Here is a 19,764-nt window from a genome sequence, read left to right on the forward strand (position 1 = left end):
ATCGCGAGCGTCAGCGCCGGGTACTTCCGCAGCAGCGCGCCGAAGGCGATCTCGCCCTCCTCCTTGGCCAGGCCGGCGCCGAGGAGGATTCGCCATCACCCGCTCGTCCGCGGCGATCGGCACCCCGCCGAGGCCGCGCCGCCCGAGGCTCCCGGCGAGCGACTTGCCGGGCTCCCGGCCCGGTGCCGGACCGCTACCGGGCGGCCTGCATTCGTAAGCGGGACGTCAGCATGGTCGGTGCCGACGAACGGAATCCCGACGTCCGCCGGTCCATCCAGGTGGGCGAGGTCGTGATGCCCGAACTGGCGCCCGACGAGGTGCTGATGGCGGTGATGGCCTCGGCGGTCAACTTCGACATCGTGTGGTCGGCCACCTTCGAACCGGTCCCGGCCTTCGCCTTCCTGGAGCGCTTCGGGTCGTGTCAGAGGGGAACGGCGACCCCGTTGAAGGTCGTCTCCGGCGTCTGCGGCGTGGTGAAGCGGGCGTTGACGAGGTAGAGGCGGTCGCCCCAGCGGGCGACGGTGGTGGGCACGTCGAAGCGCGGGTCCGTGATCGTACGGCGCAGGGCGGCGGAGCGGAGCCCCGTGTCGAGTGCGAACACGCCGATGAGGTTCTGCCTGTTCTGTACGACGTACAGTGTGCGGCCGAGCCGCAGAAGCCCGTCGCCGTTGGAGACGTCGGCCGCGCCGTTCAGCGCCAGCTCCCGGGCGTGACCGGAGGCCAGGTCCACGTGGTAGAGCCTGCCGGGCTGGCTGCTGACGACGATCAGCCCGCGGCCGCCGGGGGCGGTGACGATGCCGTTGGCGTTGTTCACGTCGGGGGTCTGCACCCAGTCGCCGCCGAGGGGGAGAGCGCGGATCTCGCCGTGGCCCCCGGCCGCTCGCGCCCGGCCGCGCGGGACGCCGTACAGCACGCTGTCACGTGAGTCGGTGAACCAGGCGCGGTCGCCGAGCAGGATCACGTCGTTGATGAAGTGGCCGGTCACGGGCGTCAGTTGGTACGTGGCCACCAGACGGCCGGAGCGGGTGTCGATCACCCGTGCCGTCCCTCCGCCGCCTCCGGCGACGTAGAGCAGCCCGTCGTCGTCCAGTTCGACGCCGACGGCCGCCGTGCCCGTCTCGCCGGGGTACAGGACCGTGCCCGCGCCGGTGCGCAGATCGGTGCGGTACACGGCGCCGTTGGCGCGTGAGCCCATGTACGCGTACGGGCGGCTGCCGATGCTGATCCCCTCGGGGAGGAAGCCGTCGGGCAGCGGGAACTCCGTCGGCCAGGCGCCGGGGGCGGCGTTCGCCTGCCCGGCGCCGGCCGTCAGGGCGAGGGCCGCGAGGGCGGTGCCGCCGAGCACGGCGCGCCGGGACGGAGCGGACACGGCGCGGGGGACGGGGTGGGGGAGGGAGTGGGGGCGGCGGTGGGAGTGGGAGTGGTTCCGGGTCATGGTTCAGGGCCTCCGTGAGAAAGGGGGGTGGGAAGCGGGGAACTCTGCGGACTCGGTGTCTGGCGTCGAACCGGCTTCAGCTCGACGTCAACTCGGCTTCTCCTCCTGTTCGTTGCTCTGTTCGATGCTCCGTTTGGTTCGTAACGAGCTGTCATGTGCCGGAGTTCCCCATGTATGAAGTGGGCATGTCAGTAGCGCCGCCGGCCCCACGTCGCGGTCCATCAGGAGGACGCAGTGAAGAGAAGCTCGCGCATACGTAAGGCCGCACTCACCCTCGGCAGCGCCGTCGCGCTGGTCGTCGCCCTGCCAGGTACCGCGCTGGCCGCCCCTCCGGCGGCCTTGCCCGGCAACGCGGACGAGTTGGAGCGCGCGTACCAGCCGGCCTACGACTACGACACCGACGGCTGTTACCCCACCCCCGCCATCGGGCCCGACGGCACCCTCAACGGCGGCCTCAATCCGTCCGGGGCGCCCCAGGGCGAATGCCGCGACCAGTCGGACCTCGACAACACCAACGGGTACGCGCGGTCCAAGTGCAACAACGGCTGGTGCGCGATCATGTATGGCCTCTACTTCGAGAAGGACCAGGCGTCGATCGGCGGGCACCGGCACGACTGGGAGCACGTGGTGGTCTGGGTGCAGAACAACCAGGCCCAGTACGTCTCCACCTCGGCCCACGGCGGGTTCACCGTCCACAACCGCGACCAGATCCGCTGGGACGGGGCGCACCCCAAGATCGTGTACCACAAGGACGGGCTGAGCACGCACGCCTTCCGCGCCGCCAACGCCAACGACGAGCCGCCGGAGAACCACTACCAGGCCTGGCAGTACCCCAGCCTGGTCGGCTGGAACGGCTACTCGGCGGGCCTCCGTGACAAGCTCAGCCAGGCCAACTTCGGCAGCGCCAACTTCGGCCTCAAGGACGGCAGTTTCAACAGCCACCTGGAGAAGGCCAAGCCGGCCTCCATCCCGTTCGACCCGAACGCCTGACGAACGCCCCCGCCCGCCCCTGACGGAAGCCCCTCCGCCAGGGGCGGGTCGTCGGTCGCGCGGGCGGTCGAGTGGTCGGGCGGATGGCCAGGCGGGCGTTCGCCTCGTCTACCGGCCGCTCACCAAGGGCTGGGCCGGGGCGTCGGGACGGTCCTGGAGCCCGCGCCGCGGGGGGTACGTGGCACGCAGCGGACAGGTCCAACCGCAGCGCTCCGGCCAGGGCGGTGACGACCTGGCCGGAGGGGTTCCTGGCGCGGCCCTGCGCCAGCCGGACCACGTAATCCACCGACAGGCCGGCCAGGCGGGCCAGCTCCTCACGGCGCGGACCGCGCCCGCGCCGCTCCGTGCCCGGCGCGTCGGGCGCCACCCCGATCCGCGACGGTGACAGCCGTTCGCGCCAGCCCCGCAGCGCGATGCCGAAGTGGTTCGCCGTGGCCATACGGATCATCATCGTCCACCGGGCGGGACGGAAACAGTGATCCTCTGCCCCTCAACGGTGTTGTTTGCGTAAAGCCATGGCCGTAGCCGGAGCGGTACCCGTACCCGTACCCGTGGCCACGGGTACGGCCCGGAGCCCCGGTCCCTGCCCCTTTTTCCCCGCCCCGGTCAGCGCGGCGGGCCGACGGCGACCTGCCCGTACAGGTCCGCCGCCTCGGCCATCAGATCCTTCGAGATCTCGTACCCCTCCGGCCGGGGCGTCGCCATGTCGCGGCCCGCGTGCCGGAACATGCCTTCGATCCCCGCGGGCGTGGCCATCATCAGCAGGTCGGCGGTGTCCGACGTGATCCGGTAGCCGTGGGGGACGTTCCGGGGCAGATAGACGATGCCGCCCTCCGTCAGCTCCATCTCCTGGTCGTCGCACCACAGCAGCGCACTGCCCTTGAGCAGCATGAAGACCTCGTCCTCACGCGTGTGCATGTGGTACGGCGGCGCCTCGTCCTTGCTGACGGTGAACCGCCCGACGGTGAGCTGTCCGTCGGTGGCCGCACCGTCCAGGAGTACGGCGAACTGCCCGCCGTCCAGCCATTCGAGCTTCTGCTGCTGATCGGGGTGTGCGAGGTAGGCCATGCTCATGAGGAGGTCCGTTCTGGACGATCGGCGAGCGGGTCCGCGCTGTCGTTGTCGACGGCGGGGACGAGCGCGATGACCGGGATGATCCGATCGGTCTTGCGCTGGTAGCCGGCGAAGCCGGGGTAACGGCGCGCCTGTTCGGCGAAATGGGCATCGCGTTCCGCGCCGTGCAGTTCGACGGCGCGTACGGCGAGGGTGTCGTCGCCCACCTCGATCCGGACATCGGGATGGGCGAGCAGGTTGTAGTACCAGTCGGGGTTGCGATCGGAGCCCGCCTTGGAGGCGAAGACGAGATAGCGGCCCTGATCGGACAGATACATCATCGGATTGATACGGGCCGCGCCGGAGCGGGCGCCGACGGTGTGCAGCAGGAGCAGCGGCGCTCCCGCGAAATTGCCGCCGACCTGTCCGCGGTGGGCGCGGAACTCGGCGATGGTGCGTGCGTTGAAGTCGACATTTTCAGTCATGACCGTCTCCGGTGTAGGGGAGTGCCGCGTCTGTCGGGGAGTGCCGCCTCGATGATGATCCTCGTCGGTGCCCGGTCACCGCTAGTGGTGGATGTGGCACCAGCAGTACCACCTTGTCCCCGACCCGCCCCTTCCCGCATGCCAGACGGGGTGGGGCGGGGCGGGAGGGGGGCGGTGCGGTGCGGAGGTCGGCTCCGGCGAGGGGCCGGAGGCGTCCCGGCACCTCCCGTGAGGAGGGCTTCCGGGAGTTCACGGCCGGTGGCTCACCGCCATCGCGACCGGCGAGAAGGGGCTCGGCTGAGATGGAACGCCGGTGGTGCACCGCTCACTTCGCGTCGGAGTACCGCTCCACCGTCGCCGTCGTGAACGTGAACCGCACCGGCGTCTCGCCGAAGGCGATCCTCCCGGCCAGCGCCCCGGCCGCCTCGATCGCCTCCGCCACCGCCCCGGCCTCCTCCGCCGGGCAGTGCACGATCACCTCGTCGTGCTGGAAGAAGACCAGCTCGGCGCGCATCCCCGCGATCGCCCGGCGCAGCGCCGCCAGCATCAGCAGCGCCCAGTCGGCCGCGCTGCCCTGCACGACGAAGTTACGGGTGAAGCGGCCACGGGCCCGGCCGTTCGACGACGCGTACCCGGGGGTGAAGTCACCCCCGGAGAAGCCCGAAGTGCCCGCGGTGCCGGAGGAGCCGGGCGCCGGTCCTTCCGGCTCCGGTATCTCCTGCGGGATCCCGGCCTCGTCGTCCTCGGCCCCGGCCGCGCGCGGACTCGTCCGCCCGAGCCAGGTCCGTACGATCCTGCCCTCCTCGCCCGCCCTGGCCGCGTCGTCCACATACGCCACGGCGAGCGGGAACCTCCGGCGCAGCGCCGCCAGGTTCTTCAGCCCGTCGCCGGACGTCTGGCCGTAGACCGCCCCCAGCAGGGCGAGTTTCGCGTGCTCCCGGTCGCCGGAGAACGCCCGGTCGGACAGCGCCGTGTACAGATCGCCGGGTTGCCCCGCCACCTCCATCAGCCCCGGATCGCGGGAGATCGCGGCCAGGACACGCGGCTCCATCTGGTCGGCGTCCGCCACCACCAGCCGCCACCCCTCGTCGGCGACGACCGCCCGGCGGATCACCCGGGGGATCTGGAGGGCCCCGCCTCCGTTGGTGGTCCAGCGGCCCGAGACCGTACCGCCCGGCAGGTACTCCGGGCGGAACCGGCCGTCCCGCACCCAGTCCTGGAGCCAGCTCCAGCCGTGCGCCGTCCAGATCCGGTACAGCTTCTTGTACTCGATCAGCGGCTCCACCGCCGGATGGTCGATCTCCGCCAGCTCCCAGCGCCGGGTCGACTTCACCCGGATGCCCGCCTGCGCGAACGCCTTCACCACGTCCGCCGGCAGGTCCGGCCGCACCCGCCGTCCGAACGCCTCCGAGACCGCGTCCGCCAGCTCCGCCAGCCGCCGGGGCTCGCCCCCGCCCGCGTACCGCTCGCCGAGCAGCTCGCGCAGCACCTCCCGGTGCACGTCCGCCCGCCAGGGCAGCCCCGCCCGGTGCATCTCGGCGGCCACCAGCATGCCCGCCGACTCGGACGCGGTGAGCAGCCGCATACGCCCGGGGTGCTCGGCCGCCGCATGCCGCCGCTGCTGCTCCGCGTACACCTCCACCAGGGCCTCGAACGGAATCTCCGCCCCCGCCCGCGGCTCGAAGAGCGAGGACTGCGAACCCGGCTCCGCCGAGCGGGGCGGCGGATCGGGCGGCACCGGCCCGTTCCGCAACCGCGCCCACGCCGCGGCCGCCGAACGGGGCTCCCCGAGCCGCCCCTCGTGGGCCAGCAGCAGCGACTCGCTCGCCTCGATGTCGTAACACCGCTCGACCCGCACCCCCGCCGCCAGCAGGCGCGGGTACACCAGGGACGTCGCCCGCCACACCCAGCGCGCCACCTCGGGCAGCCGCGTCCCGACCGCCGCGACGAGATCCGGCTCCCGCAGCACGGGGCCGTCCGCCCGGCCGTCCTCGCCCAGCGGGACGAGCAGCGCGCCGCCGCCGTCCGTCGGAGCCACCGCCCATCGTCCGCCCATGTGACCGAGTCTGGCAGGAGGGTCTGACAACGGCCTTCGGCAACGGCCCGGCGCCACACCCCGGCCGCCCGGGAGGCGAGCACGTCCGGTCACCGGGAAGATCGGTCGTGGGACCGGAACAGGGGCGCGGGCCGGGGTGTTGACAGCTCCGACGACCCCACGGGGCCCGCACCGAACGGAGAACACGGACAGCACGCGGGACCCGTGGAACACGCAGGACACGTACAGCACGCAGGACACGTACAGCACATAGAGCATGCAGGGCATGTGGAACACACGAGATCTGTGGAGGTCGAGATGCGCGCGGTCGTTTTCGAGGAGTTCGGCGGGCCCGAGGTGTTGCACCTCAAGGACGTGGACGAGCCGCACGCGGGCCCGGGTGAGGTCCGGGTGGCGGTACGGGCGGCCGGCGTCAACCCGATGGACTACAAGATCCGCCACGGATGGATGGAAGCGGCCTTTCCCACTCCGCTCCCCGCCGTGCCCGGCCTTGAGTTCGCCGGGATCGTGGACGAGACAGGGGACGGTGTGACCGACTTCGCCGTCGGCGACGAGGTGCTGGGCTGGTCCGCCACCGGCGCCTACGCCCCGTACGCCCTGGCCGATGTCGTCGTGGCCAAGCCCGCCGGTCTGAGCTGGGACGAGGCCGCGGCGCTCCCCGTGGCGGGGGAGACCGCGCGGCGGGTCCTGGACTCGCTCGGCGTCCGGGACGGTGACACCCTGCTGCTGCACGGCGCGGCGGGCGGCGTCGGCGCCGTGGCCGCCCAGCTCGCGGTGGCGCGCGGCGCGACCGTCATCGGCACGGCCTCCCCGGCCAACCACGACTACGTACGCTCGCTGGGCGCCGTGCCCGTGGCGTACGGCGACGGCCTGGTCGACCGGGTCCGCGCGGCGGCGCCCCAGGGCGTCGACGCCGTCTTCGACGCGTCGGGGAAGGGCGCACTGCCCGACTCGATCGAGCTGCGCGGCGGCACCACGGACCGGATCATCACCATCGCGGACATGGCCGCGCAGGATCTGGGGGTGACCTTCTCCTCCGGCGGCACGACGCCCGAGCAGAAGCGCGCCGGCCTGACGGAGAACGCCCGGCTGGCCACGGAGGGCGCGCTGCGGGTACGGATCGCCGGGACCTTCCCGCTGGAGGAGGCCGCGAAGGCGCAGCAGGCGAGCGAGGAGGGGCACGCGGGCGGGAAGCTCGTGATCACGCCCTGAGGGACGGAACCGGTCGCCGCGTCGGACGCGGGGGAACACCCGGCCCGACAGGGCCCGGAAACGGTGATGTGGCACGGCGGCGCTCCTCTCATGCACGATAGATTGCCCTCTGTGATCTATTGATGTCCGAGAGTAGCGATGCTCACTGACAGTGGACCTGCGCACGACGTCTACGACTCCGGCCGGCCGTGGCTCTCCCTCACCCGGATCCCGCTCCCGCACCAGCCGGAGGCGGCCCGCCGGGCCCGTCGGCACACCCGTGAGGTGCTCGCCCTGCGCCGCGTGGACGGCGGGTCCGCGGCCACCGTCGAACTGGCGGTGAGCGAACTCGTCACCAACGCCGTACGGCACGGCGTCTGCGTCTGCGGCTGCACCCGCGGCGCCGTCACCCTCACCCTGTTGCGGTCGCCGGACGGTCGCTGCCTGCGCGTCGAGGTCGCCGACCCCTCCCGTACGCCGCCGAGATGGCCGACCGGCATCGGGACGGTCGACGCGGAGGCGGCGGAGGGCCGGGGGCTGCTGCTGGTCACGGCCCTGGCCTCGGACTGGGGCGACCACACGGGCCCCGCCCGGGGGAAGGTGGTCTGGTGCGAGTTCGCGCCGGGGGAGAGATAGTTCCGGGGGAGAGATGGGGTGCGTGGATGTCGTGCCGCCCGGGCTCAGTCCCGCCGCTCGTCCGGCGGTGTTCCGGGGCGCTCGTCCGGCGCGGCCAGTTCACGTATCACCCGTGCCGGATTGCCCACGGCAAGGACGCTCGCAGGCAGGTCCTTGGTGACGACCGACCCCGCGCCGACCACCGTGTTCTCGCCGATGGTGACCCCGGGGCAGACGATCACCCCGCCACCCAGCCAGACGTTGTCCCCGATCGTCACCGGTGACGCCTTCTCCCAGCCCGCGCGGCGGCGCTCCGTGTCCAGTTCATGGGTGGGCGTGAGGAGTTGGACGTTCGGGCCTATCTGTACGTCGGAGCCGATGGTGATCGGCGCGGCGTCCAGGAAGACCGCGTTGAAGTTGACGAACGTACGCGCCCCGACGGTGATGTACCTCCCGTAGTCGCACTGGAACGGCGGGCGGATCCGGACGTCGTCGCCCACCGAACCCAGCAGCTCCGCGAGGATCTTGGCGCGGTCACCGGGCGCGGCTCCGCCGTTCGCGTTGTACTCCGCGCACAGCGCGCAGCGGCGCTCGGTGTCCGCCCCCAGCTCCTCGTCGTCCGGGAGATACCACTCCCGGGCCAGCATGCGCCGCTTGTTCTCGCCCATGGGTGCTCCTCCGCGGATGAAAGCCCTCGGTCGACAGGAGCCCCAGACTAATCGGGCGCACCGACAGTCAGTTGGATATCCACAGGCTGTGGAAAAAGTGGGGCGAGGGCAGGACGAGGTGAGGCCGGACGGGGCGGGTACGGTGCAGGACCCCGGACCTGCGACCATCGAGAACGCCCTCATCGAGGACGCCCCATCGAGAAGGCCCTCAATGCGAGCGCCCCATCGAGAACGCCCTCAACGCGGGCGCCCTCAACGCGAGCGCTCTCATCGGGAACGAGAAGCACGCGGCACGTCCGTCGGAGGAGACGCCCCCATGGCCATGGAGCACCCCGAGGCCGCGGCATGAGTGAGAAGCATGCCACCGGTGATCCCGTGCGCACGGTCGAGCGCGCCGTCGCCGCGATGCTCGCCACCGGCCAGGACGGCATCGACACCGGCGCCTCCCTCCTCGCCGCCGCCCCGGACGCCGACGCCGAACTCCGGCGGCGCGGCGAGGGATTCCTGCGGCTGGCCTGGGAACGCGGCTGGCAGCCCGCCGATGTGGCCCGCCTTGCCCGCCGCGACCTGCACGGACCTCATCTGCGGCTGCTCGCCGAGCTGACCACCGCGGAGGCACGGCGGTACGCGCGGCTGCCGCCGCGCTGGGCGGCCCAGCTCGCCGACCTCGACCAGGAGGCGGGCGGCGCCGGGCCGTACCGGGCCGACCGGTTCTCGTACGCCACCACCGTTCTGGAGCTGTATCTGCTGCTGGCCCGGCTGCCCGCGATCGAGCCGGTCGGCCCGGTGCCCGGGGCGCCCCTCCGTCTGGCGCCCGCCGACGGCGAGCCGCGCATGCTCACCCGGATCCGCGCGCTGCTCGCCAAGGCCGAGGCGACCGGATATCCGCAGGAGGCCGAGGCGCTCACCGCCAAGGCGCAGGAGCTGATGGCGCGCCACAGCATCGACGAGGCGCTGCTCGCGGACCGGACGCACCGCGGCGATGTGCCCGGCGCGTGCCGGATCGGCGTGGACGCCCCGTACGAGACGGCGAAGGCGATCCTGCTCGACGCGGTCGCCTCGGCGAACCGCTGCCGCGCGGTCTGGAACAGCGCGTACGGCTTCTCGACGGTCGTCGGGTTCGAGCCGGACCTGGAGGCGGTCGAACTGCTCCACACCTCCCTGCTGGTGCAGGGCACCTCGGCGATGACCCGCGCGGAGGCGGCCCAGCGCGCGGGCGGGCGTAAGCGGACGAAGACCTTCCGTCAGTCGTTCCTGATGGCCTACGCGCACCGCCTCGGCGAGCGCCTCGCGGCGGCGACGGAACAGGCCACGGGCGAGGCCACGGAGCAGTTGGCGGAGGGTGACGGAGCGGCGCGCGGCGGTGGCTCCGGACTGCTCCCGGTTCTCGCGGCACGGGAAGCCGCCGTGACCGACCGTACGGACCGGATGTTCCCCGAGACGGTCGCGACGCGCGTGCGCGGCGTGACGGACGCCGAGGGCTGGACCCACGGCGTCTCGGCGGCGGACGCGGCGCATGTGCCCGGGCGCGGCGACGGCAGGGGCGACGGGAGCGGCACGGACCGACGCGGCCGCATCCGCCCCACCTGACCCTTCCGGCCTCTGACTGTCGTCTGTCGACGAGCGCAACGCCGCTGACGCGGGAGGGGGTGGGCGTGGCCCAGCAGCAGCGCGCCGTCGAGCTCCGCGACCGTACCGTCCCCGCCAGCGCCGACACGGATCAGGTGGCGGCCGCGGCACCAGCGGCGGCGTGAGCGCTTCTTAGCGCGCTGTTCCGGCATAAATCGCTACCCTCGCCCCATGAGCTGGCTCCGGGCGCTGAGGGAGACCGCACTCTCGGGGTTCAGCGTCGAGCGACGGCGGCTCGAACCACTGGTCGCGCTGCGCGGAGCCGCCGGTCTTGCCGTGGTCGTGTGCGGCACGTTCGCGCTGTTCGGGCCGACCGTCGCCGCCAGCGCCGCGTTCGGCGCGTTCCAGGCGGGGATCGCCACCTTCCAACGCAGTTGGCGCCCCCGGCCGGTGCTCGCGCTGGCCTCCGGGGCGAGCCTCGCCGTCAGTACGTTCCTCGGCTATGTCACCGGCGCCCACTTCCCGCTCTTCCTCGCCCTGCTCGCGCTCTGGACCTTTCTCGCCGGGCTCGCCTGGACGGCCGGGCCGACCGCGGGGGTGATCGCCTCGTCCAACGTCGCGATCATGCTCGTGACGGTGACGCTCCCGACCTCCGTCGCGACCGCCGCCGGCCACGCCGCCGTGATCGCGGCCGGCGGTCTCGTCCAGGCCGGGATGATCGTGCTCTTCCCCGTCAGGCGCTGGGGGCTCCAGCGCGACGCGCTCGCCGACGCCCTCGCCGCGCTGGGCGACTACGCCCGACGGCTGCGCCACGACCCGACCGCGCCGTTCGACCCCGAACCGCTGATGACGGCCCGCAGCGCTGCCGCCGTCACCCCGTGGCAGGCGCGCAGACGTCCGGCCGAACTGCACGGCGCGCGCGGTCTCGCCGAGCGGATCAGGCCCGTACTCGCCTCGCTCGCCGATCCTGAGGTGGGCGTGGCGGCGGAGGGCCCGGATCGGGACCGGGTACGGGAACTCCTCGCCGCAGCCGGTTCCGTACTGGACTCCACCGCGCGCGCCGTCCGCCACGGCACGCCGGTCCATCTCGCCCCGGCCGCCGTCGCGGGCCTGCGGACCCCGGACACCGAGTCGCTGCTCACCGGCCCGGCCCACCGCGCCGCCACCCGGCTCGTCTCACTGCTCGATCTGCTGGACGACGTGGTCGAGACGGATGTCGTCGCCACGGACGCGATGACAGGTACGGGTACGGGTACGGGTACGAGTACGGATACGGGTACGGGTACGAGTACGGAAGGGAACGCGAACGGGGCCAGGCATTCAGGCACCACAGGCGCGACCGGCGGCGCCGACGACCGCCCGTCGGCGGCCCGCCCCGCGACCCACCGCGACCGCCCCGGACTGCTGCGGCTCCTCCCCGTCGTCCTGCGCGACATACGGGGCGAACTCCACCGCGACTCCCCGATCCTGCGGCACGCCGTCCGCGTCACGACCGTCACCTGCGCGGGGTATGTCCTCGGCGCCGCGTTGCCTCTGGGCCACGGCTACTGGGCGCCCATGACCGTCGTCATGGTGATGCGCCCCGACTTCCTCCAGACGTACGGGCGCTCCGTGGCCCGCTTCGGCGGCACCCTCGTCGGGGTCGCGCTGGCCACCGGGATCGTGCAGGCCGCCCATCCCGGCGGCTACGTCTCCGCCGCGCTCGCCGTCGTCAGCGCGGGCCTGATGTATCTGCTGCTGCGCACCGGCTACGCGATCAGCCAGATCTTCGTCTCCGCCTATGTCGTCTTCCTGCTCGGCATGGCCGGGGCCGGGGTCTCGCAGACCGTACGGGACCGGGCCCTGCTCACGCTCCTCGGCGGGCTGCTCGCGATGATCGCGTACGCCGTCTTCCCCGCCTGGGAGACCCCGCGGCTGCGCGCCCGCCTCGCCGACTGGCTGCTCGCCGACGGGCGGTACGCCGCCGCGGTGGTCGGCCACTACGCCCGGCCCGGTGACCGCGGCGGCCCCGACGCGCGCGAGGTGCGCGAAACCCTGCTCGCGACCCGTACGGCGCGGGTCGCCTGGCACACGTCGGAGGAGCGTGCCATGCACGAACCGGTGCGGCACCGGGGCCTGTCGCGGACCGCCGCCGACCACGCGGAGCACGCGCTCGCCCAGCTCGCGCGGGTCGCGATGCTGATGGAGGCGCACCTGCCGGAGCGCGGCGTCACCCCCGTACCGGCGGCGGCCGGACTCGCGGAGACGTTGCGGGAGGCGACGGAACGAGGCGCGAAGGACGTACGGGAACGGCGCGTCCCGCGCTGGGACGCGGTCCGCGAGGAGTTGGCGCGCTGGGACGGCGAGGGCGTCCCCGACCAGGTCGTACGGAGCGGGGCGGGCCTGCTCCTCGACGCGCTGGAGGAGCTGTCGGCGGCCCTGGAGGAAGGCGCGGACGGGGACCGCGGCGGGGAGCGGGCCGGAAACGGCGACGGGCCGCGGCCCCCCGAGGGGTCCGCGGCCCGCGCACCGGAGCAGGGCCCGTCCGCCTGACGCGACAGCCGCGCCAGGCGGACGGGCTCCCGCGTCGGGCAGACGGCCACCGGCCACCGGCCAGCGACACAGCCGTCAGCCGGTCGGAGGACGGGCGGGCGGGAGCGTCGGCCGACAGGGAGCAGGCAGCCCGGAACAGCTGGAACAGTCAGCCCGAACAGCAGGCAAGCATCAGCCGGTCGGCAGGCCTGACGGCAGATCCGTCGGAAGGCCGGTCGGCAGCGCGCCGGACTCCGCCTTCTTCAGCGTGTCCTTCTTGCCACCGGTCCAGGAGATCACCAGCGTCTTGCCGTCGTTGGACTCGATCGAGCCCATCGTGCGCTCGGTGTCGCCGTCGCCGCACTTCAGCGAGAACATCGGCTCGCCGCCCATGTCCTCCACCGCGCCCTGGCAGACGTGCTCGGCGGCCACGAGCGCGACCTTCCCCGAGGCGACGGCCAGCGCCACCGACTTGCCGTCCGTCAGCCCGGCCCACGTCCCCTCGACGCTCGCGGCATCCGCGCCGGAGCCGGAGTCCGCCCCCGTGCCCGAGGCGCTGCCGCTCGGCGCGGTGGAGCCTGTGTCCTTGCCCGCGTCACCGCCCTCGCTGTCGCCGCCGCACCCCGTGAGCGTGAGTGAGAGTGCGACGACGAGCCCGGCCGCGGCGGCGCCGTTCCGTACGAACTTCTGCACGTTCTTGTCCCCCAGTCGGTAGCCAGACCGCGCCAAGCTACCAGGACGACTTGCGCACGCCAGGAAGGAATCCGGCGTGCGCCTGCTCGCGCAGCCGGACCCTGGAGAGGCCGAACTTCCGCAGGTGTCCGCGGGGCCGGCCGTCCACGCTGTCGCGGTTCCGCACCCGTGTCGCGCTGGCGTCGCGCGGCTGACGTCGCAACTCTCGCTCCGCCGCGCTCCGTTGTTCCACGGTGGTGCCGGGGCGTCGCAGGATCTCCTTCAGTTCGGCCCGCCGTACGGCATGGCGCTCGACGATCAGCTTCCGCCGCTCATTGCGGACGATCTTGCTCTTCTTCGCCATCAGACCTTCACCCCGCGGGCACGGATCCGGGCGACGGCCGCCTCGATGCCGATCGTGTCGATGGTCCTGATCGCTTTCGTGCTGAGCGTGAGCCGGACATGCCTGCCCTCGCTCGGGAGCCAGTAGCGCTTGCGCTGGATGTTGGGGTCGAAGCGGCGGGAGGTGCGCCGGTGCGAGTGGGAGATCTGGTTGCCGAAGCCGGGCTTCGCCCCGGTGAGCTGGCAGTGGGCGGACAACGTCACACCCCTCTCTCTTTGGAAATGGAAACCATTTCCATATACTAGCCCCATGGCCCGCAACGAACTCCGCCCGATCATCAAGCTCCGCTCCACCGCGGGGACCGGCTACACCTACGTCACCCGCAAGAACCGCCGGAACGACCCCGACCGCCTGACCCTGCGCAAGTACGACCCGCTCCTGCGCCGCCACGTCGACTTCCGCGAAGAGCGCTGACGTCCGCCCACGCACAGCGCGCTCACCACCACGACACGAGGCACGAGGACCGACTGAGATGAAGCCTGGAATCCATCCCGCGTACCGGCACGTCGTCTTCCGCGACAAGGCGGCCGACTTCGCCTTCCTGACCCGGTCGACCGCCGTCGGCGGCGGCAGAACGGTCGTATGGGAGGACGGCAACACCTACCCCGTGATCGACGTGGAGATCTCCTCGGCGAGTCACCCCTTCTACACGGGCACCGCCCGCGTCATGGACACCGCCGGCCGCGTCGAGCGCTTCGAGCGCCGTTACGGCCGAGGCCGTCCAGGAGCCCGCTGATGGCGGCCGGGCCCTGCCTGTCCGTCGCGATCGTCGGCGGGCTGCACAGCGACGCGCGCAAGGCCGCCGTACAGCGACTGCTGGAGACCGTGCCCGGCAGCGTCGCGCTCCACCACGACCTGTCGACGGCCGCGCGCGGCACCGTCGTACGGACCGCCCGCGACGCCACGGGAACGCTGTCCCACGAGGAGGCGCCCCTGGTCAACGACTGTGCCTGCTGTGCCCTGCGTGAAGATCTCGTGCCGGAGCTGGAGCGCCTCGCGGACGCGGGGCCGCCCCGGCTCGCGATCGTCGAACTCTGGGACTCCGTCGAGCCCCGGGCGATGGCGGAGCTCGTGGCAGCGCACGGCGAGGGGCTGGTCGTCAGCTCGGTGATCACCGCGGTCGACCCGGCGCTGGTGCTGCCCTACCTCGGCAACGGCGACGACCTGGCGGACGCGGGGCTCGCCGCGGCGGCCTCGGACCGGCGGACGATCGCCGACACCTGGGCGCGGCAGGTCGAGTACGCGCCGGTGCTCGCCCTGGTGGACAACCCGCTGGCGGACGACGAGGACCACGCGCTCCTCGCCCAACTGCACCCGACCGCCCAGCGGGTACGGATCGGGGGAGGCGGCACCGCTCCCGCAAACGGCGACACCGGCGACGGCACCGGCATCGGCACCGGAAATGACACCGGCACCGGCACCGGCACCGGCGCCGGGTCGCTCGCCGCCGTCGCCCTCGCCGGGTTCGACGTCGAGGCCGCCGCGGCCCGGCAGCACCCGGCCTGCGCCCTGCTGCCGCAGGAGGCCGACGACGGCGGCGTCGCCACGTACGTCTGGCACCGCCGCCGCCCCTTCCATCCCGGCCGGCTCTACGAGGCACTGGAGGAACTGTGCTGCGCGGCGGCCCGCAGCCGCGGCCGGTTCTGGCTCGCCGACCGGCCGGACACCCTGCTGGCCTGGGACGCCGCGGGCGGCGCGCTCTGCGTGGAGAGCACGGGGCCCTGGCTCGCCTCGCTCTCCGACGCCGACTGGGAGGGCGTGCCGCCGCTGCGCCGGGCCGCCGCGGCCCTGGACTGGGACGCGTGCCACGGGGACCGCTGCCAGCACCTGGTCTTCGTCTCGCCCGCGCTGGACCGGGATGGGATCGGGCGGCTGCTCGAATCCTGTCTGCTGACCGACGCGGAGTACGGTGCGGGCCCCGCCGCCTGGAAACGCCTGCCGCCCGCCTTCGACGCCCTCCTGGAAGTCTGAGTCCGGTCCCGCTCCCCCGGCCCTGCGGCCGGGGGAGTCTCTTGTCCGCGCCGGGGTAGCCGCGAGGGGTGACCCCGGCGCCGCGGACTGGACCAATATGTGGAGACTGGGCCCGAAGGGGATCCTCAGGGCCTTGTTCCGCGTCTCTCTCCGTAGAGCGGGGACACACGTCTTCGCACGCGGGCGCGCGGGTATCCGCAAGGCCGGCTGTAATCGCGGCACCACCCCGCGTGCACGTGCATCTGCTCATGCATCGGCACATGAAACACAGCTATGATCCGAGACAGTTGACACCTGCACCTTGCAACTCGGGGAGCGACCTGTGCACCACGTGTACAACGGCATAGCGGCCACAGAGCTTCACGGAGTCGTCTGGCAGAAGAGCAGGCACAGCAACTCCCAGGGGTCCTGCGTGGAGTTCGCCAAGCTGCCCAGCGGCGAGGTGGCGGTACGCAACTCACGCCACCCCGACGGGCCCGCGCTCGTCTACACCCTCGCCGAGATCGAGTCGATGCTCATCGGCGCCAAGGCGGGCGAGTTCGACCATCTGGTGGCGGGCGCCTGAGCGCCTGGCTTGTTACCGACGGTCGCACCTCTGGCCGACGGTGATTCGCACCTCAGTGCGATGAGAACACGCCAAACTTGGCTGCGGCCTGGCCGAAAAACCATGGACTAGGTCTGGACCAGTTCCTGCGCGCCCCAGCGAAAAGGGTCTGCCGACGACGTGTTTCAGCCAGTCGGCAGACCCTCGCGCTCAACGCTCACCCGGTACTCACCCAGCACTCACCGGGCACTCGCTCGACAGTCGGTCAGTGCCCGTCGACGCCCTGTCACCGGACCCGTCAGGCCTGTTCCGCCTGGAGGTGGAACAGCGCCCAGACCACCTTGCCGTGCAGCGAACCGGCCAGCGGGTGCCACCCCCAGGTGTCGCTGAACGACTCCACCAGGAACAGCCCCCGGCCCGACTCCGCCGCGCAGTCCTCGTCCGTCTCGCGGGTCGCCGGGCTCGTGATGCTCGGGTCCCGCACCGCGCACACCAGCCGCGACGACCACCGCATCAGATGCAGCCGTACGGGAGGCTCGTGCGGTTCGCGCGGGGTGTCGGCCGGCAGGGCGTGCCGCAGCGCGTTCGTGACCAGCTCGGAGACGACCAGCGCGACATCGTCGAACCGCTCGCTCAGCTCCCACTGGGAGAGCGTGGTCCGGGTGAACTGCCGGGCCCCGCGCACCGCCTCGTACCGGGCGGGCAGGGCGCACGAGGCCGAACCTACCGCCCCTGCGGGATCGATCGGGGGAAGCCCTTGCCTTAAAGGCTCGAGCATGGTCGATCCATTCATCCCCATGCGAGCACTCCCGGGGTTCGCGGCCGTAGCGATACTGCGGGTGGTTCAGCGGCACAACACGTCACCGCGCGATCCAGCACGCAGGTGCGCGGGGCCCATGGTTCCGAATGCGTACGGCAGATGCAAGGGCAGATGCACGTGCACGCGCCCGCCTTCGCCCCTCCCGTGACGGTTCTGGCGCATTTCTTCCTGTGACCAGTTTCGCCCTCTCCGCAAAGCCTTCTTATTTCCGTAATCGAATGAGTACGGGGCGAAGCGTTTTGATGGCAGAATCCGGCACTTGGAGTTCGGGGACTCCGAGAAGAACCACATGCGATGGGGAGGGTTGGAGACGTGACCGCAGCCGAATCGGGCGGTTCCGTGGTGCGGCGCATCCTGCTGGGCTCACAACTGAGACGGCTGCGCGAGTCGCGCGGCATCACACGTGAGGCAGCGGGCTACTCGATCCGCGCATCCGAGTCCAAGATCAGCCGTATGGAGTTGGGACGGGTGAGCTTCAAGGCCAGGGACATCGAGGACCTGCTGACTCTCTACGGGGTCGCCGAAGAGGGCGAGCGCGCCGCCCTGCTCGGCCTCGCCCGGGAGGCCAACGTCGCGGGGTGGTGGCACAGCTTCGGCGATGTGCTGCCCGGCTGGTTCCAGACGTACATCGGTCTCGAAGGCGCCGCCTCCCTCATCCGTATCTACGAGGTGCAGTTCGTCCACGGGCTGCTCCAGACCGAGGCGTACGCGCACGCCGTCGTCACCCGCGGCCAGCCCGACGCGCCCTGCGTCGAGGTCGAGCGCCGGGTGGCCCTGCGACTGGAGCGGCAGAAGGCCCTCGTCTCCGAACGCGCGCCGCGCTTCCACGCCGTACTCGACGAGGCGGCGCTGAGACGGCCCTACGGCGACCGTGCCGTCATGCAGGGTCAGCTCAAGCACCTCATCGAGATCTCCGAGCAGCCGAACATCACGCTCCAGGTGATGCCGTTCAGCTTCGGCGGCCACGCCGGCGAGAGCGGTGCTTTCACCATGCTGAGCTTCCCCGAGTCCGATCTCTCCGACGTCGTCTTCCTGGAGCAGCTCACCAGCGCGCTCTATCTGGACAAGGGCGAGGAGGTCGCCCAGTACGAACGGGTGATGGAACGGCTACAGGCGGACAGCCCCGGTCCCGAAGAGAGCCGCGATGTCCTTCGCGGACTGCTCCAACTGATCTGACGACATCAGTACGATGGCCTCGCATCAGGAGTACGCACCCGTCGTAAGGGATCGCACCGTAAGGGATCGCATGTCCTACTTCACCGACCTGGCCCACCAGTACATCGACGGCGAGTGGCGGACCGGCAGCGGCTCGTGGGACATCATCGACTTCAACCCGTACAACGGGGAGAAGCTCGCCGCCATCACGGTCGCGACGGCCCGGGAGGTGGACGAGGCGTACCGCGCCGCCGAGCGCGCGCAGCGCCTGTGGGCCGCCACCAACCCGTACCGGCGCCGACCGGTCTTCGAGCGGGTGCTCCGGCTGGTCGAGGAGCGCGAGGACGACATCGTCGAGGCGATCGTCGACGAGCTGGGCGGTACCCGCCTCAAGGCGCGGTACGAGGTCAGTGCGGCCCGGGAGTTCCTGCGCGAGGCGATCCAGCTCTCGCTGCGCCCGGAGGGCCGGATCCTGCCGTCCCCGGTCGACGGCAGGGAGAACCGCGTCTACCGGCTGCCGGTGGGCGTCGTCGGCGTGATCAGCCCCTTCAACTTCCCCTTCCTGATAACGATCAGGTCGGTGGCGCCCGCGCTCGCGCTCGGCAATGCCGTCGTGATCAAGCCGAACCAGAACGCGCCGGTCACCGGGGGCGGTCTGGTGGCCAAGCTCTTCGAGGACGCGGAGCTGCCGGCCGGACTGCTCAACGTCCTCGTCACGGACATCGCGGAGATCGGCGACGCGCTGATCGAGCACCCCGTCCCGAAGGTGATCTCGTTCGCGGGCTCGGACCGGGTGGGCCGCCATGTCGGCGCCGTCGCGGCCGCCCGCTTCAAGCGGACCGTGCTCGAACTGAGCGGCAACAGCGCCCTCGTCGTCCTCGACGACCTGGACGAGGCCGGGCTCGACCACGCGGTGGACGCGGCGGTCGCCAGCCGGTTCTCCTACCAGGGCCAGGTCTGTATGGCCGCCAACCGGATCCTGGTGGACCGGAGCGTCGAGGCGGCGTTCACCGAGAAGTTCGTGGCGCGGGTGGCGGCACTCAGGACCGGCGACCCGCGCGACCCGGAGACCCAGATCGGCCCGGTCATCAACACCTTCCAGGCGGACGCCCTGACGGCGCTGGTCGATCAGGCGCTCGCGGAGGGCGCGACCGCGCTCGTACGGGGGCGGACACGGGGCAATCTCGTGGAGCCGACGGTGCTGACCGGGCTGCCGGACGACTCGTCGCTGCTGGGGCAGGAGATCTTCGGCCCGGTGGCGCTGCTGATCCCGTTCGACGGGGAGGACGAGGCGGTACGGATCGCCAACGACACCCCGTACGGGCTGAGCGGCGCCGTCCACACGGCGAACGTGGAGCGGGGCGTCGCGTTCGCGCAGCGGATCGTCACGGGCATGATGCACGTCAACGGCTCGACCCTGCAGGACGATCCGATGGTGGCCTTCGGCGGGGAGAAGTCCTCGGGGCTCGGCAGGCTCAACGGGGACTCGACGGTGGAGGCGTTCACCACGCAGAAGTGGATCTCGGTGCAGCACGGCCGCACGGAGTACCCCCTCTGAACCCCCTCGGCCCTCCTCGTGGCGGCCCCCGCGCGGCGGCGGTCCGGGCCCGCGGGGGGCGCGGCGTT

The 19,764-nt window shown here is 72.1% G+C and carries 21 protein-coding genes; 12 read left to right on the forward strand and 9 right to left on the reverse strand.

Annotated elements, in window-relative coordinates:
• The first annotated feature begins 230 nt into the window (after positions 1-230).
• Positions 231-497 (forward strand): hypothetical protein, encoded by a 267-nt coding sequence (locus tag ACIQ7D_RS24230; RefSeq protein ID WP_403940754.1) that lies wholly within the window; start codon positions 231-233, stop codon positions 495-497.
• Here ACIQ7D_RS24230 and ACIQ7D_RS24235 read toward each other — a convergent pair.
• Positions 422-1,435, reverse strand: a complete 1,014-nt coding sequence (locus ACIQ7D_RS24235) for an SMP-30/gluconolactonase/LRE family protein (RefSeq protein WP_403940756.1) — start codon at positions 1,433-1,435, stop codon at positions 422-424. The two genes, ACIQ7D_RS24230 and ACIQ7D_RS24235, sit on opposite strands and share 76 nt — an antisense overlap.
• Positions 1,436-1,669: 234 nt before the next feature.
• On the opposite strand from ACIQ7D_RS24235, the gene ACIQ7D_RS24240 reads away from it, so the two are divergent.
• Entirely contained in the window at positions 1,670-2,425 is a 756-nt protein-coding gene (locus ACIQ7D_RS24240; protein ID WP_403940758.1) for an NPP1 family protein, read from the forward strand.
• A gap of 606 nt (positions 2,426-3,031) precedes the next feature.
• Here the strand turns inward: ACIQ7D_RS24240 and ACIQ7D_RS24245 are convergent.
• The 3 genes from ACIQ7D_RS24245 to ACIQ7D_RS24255 form a co-directional block, all read right to left on the reverse strand.
• Complete coding sequence (locus ACIQ7D_RS24245; protein WP_403940760.1) at positions 3,032-3,499, reverse strand: cupin domain-containing protein; 468 nt, start codon at positions 3,497-3,499, stop codon at positions 3,032-3,034.
• Positions 3,496-3,963 carry a nitroreductase family deazaflavin-dependent oxidoreductase gene (locus ACIQ7D_RS24250; protein WP_403940762.1) on the reverse strand — a complete coding sequence of 156 codons (468 nt, stop codon included), beginning with the start codon at positions 3,961-3,963 and terminating at the stop codon, positions 3,496-3,498. Before ACIQ7D_RS24250 ends, ACIQ7D_RS24245 begins: the two co-directional genes overlap by 4 nt.
• 325 nt (positions 3,964-4,288) lie before the next feature.
• Positions 4,289-6,019, reverse strand: coding sequence for a bifunctional 3'-5' exonuclease/DNA polymerase (locus ACIQ7D_RS24255; protein WP_403940764.1), 1,731 nt, complete (start codon positions 6,017-6,019; stop codon positions 4,289-4,291).
• 297 nt (positions 6,020-6,316) lie between these two features.
• Between ACIQ7D_RS24255 and ACIQ7D_RS24260 the strand changes: the two genes are divergently transcribed.
• Together ACIQ7D_RS24260 and ACIQ7D_RS24265 are read left to right on the forward strand one after the other, a co-directional pair.
• Positions 6,317-7,231, forward strand: a complete 915-nt coding sequence (locus ACIQ7D_RS24260; protein ID WP_403940766.1) for an NADP-dependent oxidoreductase — start codon at positions 6,317-6,319, stop codon at positions 7,229-7,231.
• 138 nt (positions 7,232-7,369) lie between these two features.
• On the forward strand, positions 7,370-7,846 hold the full coding sequence (locus tag ACIQ7D_RS24265) for an ATP-binding protein (protein WP_403940768.1): 477 nt from the start codon (positions 7,370-7,372) through the stop codon (positions 7,844-7,846).
• 44 nt (positions 7,847-7,890) lie between these two features.
• Here the strand turns inward: ACIQ7D_RS24265 and ACIQ7D_RS24270 are convergent, their stop codons facing one another.
• Positions 7,891-8,493 carry a sugar O-acetyltransferase gene (locus tag ACIQ7D_RS24270; protein WP_403940769.1) on the reverse strand — a complete coding sequence of 201 codons (603 nt, stop codon included), beginning with the start codon at positions 8,491-8,493 and terminating at the stop codon, positions 7,891-7,893.
• A gap of 345 nt (positions 8,494-8,838) precedes the next feature.
• Here ACIQ7D_RS24270 and ACIQ7D_RS24275 point away from each other — a divergent pair, with 345 nt between their 5' ends.
• Together ACIQ7D_RS24275 and ACIQ7D_RS24280 are read left to right on the forward strand one after the other, a co-directional pair.
• Complete coding sequence (locus ACIQ7D_RS24275; protein ID WP_403940771.1) at positions 8,839-10,083, forward strand: DUF2786 domain-containing protein; 1,245 nt, start codon at positions 8,839-8,841, stop codon at positions 10,081-10,083.
• A 210-nt stretch (positions 10,084-10,293) separates the two neighbouring features.
• Positions 10,294-12,594 carry an FUSC family protein gene (locus ACIQ7D_RS24280; RefSeq protein ID WP_403940773.1) on the forward strand — a complete coding sequence of 767 codons (2,301 nt, stop codon included), beginning with the start codon at positions 10,294-10,296 and terminating at the stop codon, positions 12,592-12,594.
• A 171-nt stretch (positions 12,595-12,765) separates the two neighbouring features.
• Here ACIQ7D_RS24280 and ACIQ7D_RS24285 read toward each other — a convergent pair whose 3' ends face one another.
• From ACIQ7D_RS24285 to rpmB, 3 genes are read right to left on the reverse strand one after another with little or no spacing between them, the layout of a single operon-like run.
• Positions 12,766-13,302: a hypothetical protein gene (locus ACIQ7D_RS24285; RefSeq protein ID WP_403940775.1), complete on the reverse strand. Its 537-nt coding sequence runs from the start codon at positions 13,300-13,302 to the stop codon at positions 12,766-12,768.
• 1 nt (position 13,303) lies between these two features.
• On the reverse strand, positions 13,304-13,609 hold the full coding sequence (gene rpsN / locus ACIQ7D_RS24290; protein ID WP_403940776.1) for a 30S ribosomal protein S14: 306 nt from the start codon (positions 13,607-13,609) through the stop codon (positions 13,304-13,306).
• Positions 13,609-13,845 carry a 50S ribosomal protein L28 gene (gene rpmB, locus ACIQ7D_RS24295; RefSeq protein ID WP_385002455.1) on the reverse strand — a complete coding sequence of 79 codons (237 nt, stop codon included), beginning with the start codon at positions 13,843-13,845 and terminating at the stop codon, positions 13,609-13,611. The genes rpsN and rpmB overlap by 1 nt, the downstream gene beginning before the upstream one ends.
• A gap of 52 nt (positions 13,846-13,897) precedes the next feature.
• Here rpmB and rpmG point away from each other — a divergent pair, with 52 nt between their 5' ends.
• The 4 genes from rpmG to ACIQ7D_RS24315 all read left to right on the forward strand — a co-directional run bounded on the left by rpmG (position 13,898) and on the right by ACIQ7D_RS24315 (position 16,184).
• Positions 13,898-14,062 carry a 50S ribosomal protein L33 gene (gene rpmG, locus ACIQ7D_RS24300; RefSeq protein ID WP_403940778.1) on the forward strand — a complete coding sequence of 55 codons (165 nt, stop codon included), beginning with the start codon at positions 13,898-13,900 and terminating at the stop codon, positions 14,060-14,062.
• 58 nt (positions 14,063-14,120) lie between these two features.
• Positions 14,121-14,384, forward strand: coding sequence for a type B 50S ribosomal protein L31 (locus tag ACIQ7D_RS24305; protein ID WP_385002437.1), 264 nt, complete (start codon positions 14,121-14,123; stop codon positions 14,382-14,384).
• Positions 14,384-15,619, forward strand: coding sequence for a CobW family GTP-binding protein (locus tag ACIQ7D_RS24310; protein ID WP_403940780.1), 1,236 nt, complete (start codon positions 14,384-14,386; stop codon positions 15,617-15,619). Before ACIQ7D_RS24305 ends, ACIQ7D_RS24310 begins: the two co-directional genes overlap by 1 nt.
• Positions 15,620-15,941: 322 nt before the next feature.
• A complete protein-coding gene (locus ACIQ7D_RS24315) occupies positions 15,942-16,184 on the forward strand; it encodes a DUF397 domain-containing protein (RefSeq protein ID WP_385002428.1) in 243 nt (80 codons plus the stop codon).
• 277 nt (positions 16,185-16,461) lie between these two features.
• Here the strand turns inward: ACIQ7D_RS24315 and ACIQ7D_RS24320 are convergent, their stop codons facing one another.
• Positions 16,462-16,962, reverse strand: coding sequence for an ATP-binding protein (locus tag ACIQ7D_RS24320; protein WP_403940782.1), 501 nt, complete (start codon positions 16,960-16,962; stop codon positions 16,462-16,464).
• Positions 16,963-17,277: 315 nt separating this feature from the next.
• On the opposite strand from ACIQ7D_RS24320, the gene ACIQ7D_RS24325 reads away from it, so the two are divergent.
• Positions 17,278-18,159, forward strand: coding sequence for a helix-turn-helix domain-containing protein (locus tag ACIQ7D_RS24325; protein WP_403940784.1), 882 nt, complete (start codon positions 17,278-17,280; stop codon positions 18,157-18,159).
• A gap of 70 nt (positions 18,160-18,229) precedes the next feature.
• Entirely contained in the window at positions 18,230-19,696 is a 1,467-nt protein-coding gene (locus tag ACIQ7D_RS24330) for an aldehyde dehydrogenase family protein (protein ID WP_403940786.1), read from the forward strand.
• Positions 19,697-19,764 lie beyond the last annotated feature (68 nt).

Source organism: Streptomyces sp. NPDC096310, assembly GCF_044763125.1.
Classification (GTDB): Bacteria; Actinomycetota; Actinomycetes; order Streptomycetales; family Streptomycetaceae; genus Streptomyces.

Bases quoted from the DNA above. Each gene is read 5' to 3' on its own strand.
- ACIQ7D_RS24230 (WP_403940754.1), top strand. From the start codon at position 231: ATGGTCGGTGCCGACGAACGGAATCCCGACGTCCGCCGGTCCATCCAG.
- ACIQ7D_RS24235 (WP_403940756.1), bottom strand. From the start codon at position 1,435: ATGACCCGGAACCACTCCCACTCCCACCGCCGCCCCCACTCCCTCCCC.
- ACIQ7D_RS24245 (WP_403940760.1), bottom strand. From the start codon at position 3,499: ATGAGCATGGCCTACCTCGCACACCCCGATCAGCAGCAGAAGCTCGAA.
- ACIQ7D_RS24250 (WP_403940762.1), bottom strand. From the start codon at position 3,963: ATGACTGAAAATGTCGACTTCAACGCACGCACCATCGCCGAGTTCCGC.
- ACIQ7D_RS24255 (WP_403940764.1), bottom strand. From the start codon at position 6,019: ATGGGCGGACGATGGGCGGTGGCTCCGACGGACGGCGGCGGCGCGCTG.
- ACIQ7D_RS24260 (WP_403940766.1), top strand. From the start codon at position 6,317: ATGCGCGCGGTCGTTTTCGAGGAGTTCGGCGGGCCCGAGGTGTTGCAC.
- ACIQ7D_RS24265 (WP_403940768.1), top strand. From the start codon at position 7,370: ATGCTCACTGACAGTGGACCTGCGCACGACGTCTACGACTCCGGCCGG.
- ACIQ7D_RS24270 (WP_403940769.1), bottom strand. From the start codon at position 8,493: ATGGGCGAGAACAAGCGGCGCATGCTGGCCCGGGAGTGGTATCTCCCG.
- ACIQ7D_RS24275 (WP_403940771.1), top strand. From the start codon at position 8,839: ATGAGTGAGAAGCATGCCACCGGTGATCCCGTGCGCACGGTCGAGCGC.
- ACIQ7D_RS24280 (WP_403940773.1), top strand. From the start codon at position 10,294: ATGAGCTGGCTCCGGGCGCTGAGGGAGACCGCACTCTCGGGGTTCAGC.
- rpsN (WP_403940776.1), bottom strand. From the start codon at position 13,609: ATGGCGAAGAAGAGCAAGATCGTCCGCAATGAGCGGCGGAAGCTGATC.
- rpmG (WP_403940778.1), top strand. From the start codon at position 13,898: ATGGCCCGCAACGAACTCCGCCCGATCATCAAGCTCCGCTCCACCGCG.
- ACIQ7D_RS24305 (WP_385002437.1), top strand. From the start codon at position 14,121: ATGAAGCCTGGAATCCATCCCGCGTACCGGCACGTCGTCTTCCGCGAC.
- ACIQ7D_RS24310 (WP_403940780.1), top strand. From the start codon at position 14,384: ATGGCGGCCGGGCCCTGCCTGTCCGTCGCGATCGTCGGCGGGCTGCAC.
- ACIQ7D_RS24320 (WP_403940782.1), bottom strand. From the start codon at position 16,962: ATGGGGATGAATGGATCGACCATGCTCGAGCCTTTAAGGCAAGGGCTT.
- ACIQ7D_RS24325 (WP_403940784.1), top strand. From the start codon at position 17,278: ATGGGGAGGGTTGGAGACGTGACCGCAGCCGAATCGGGCGGTTCCGTG.
- ACIQ7D_RS24330 (WP_403940786.1), top strand. From the start codon at position 18,230: ATGTCCTACTTCACCGACCTGGCCCACCAGTACATCGACGGCGAGTGG.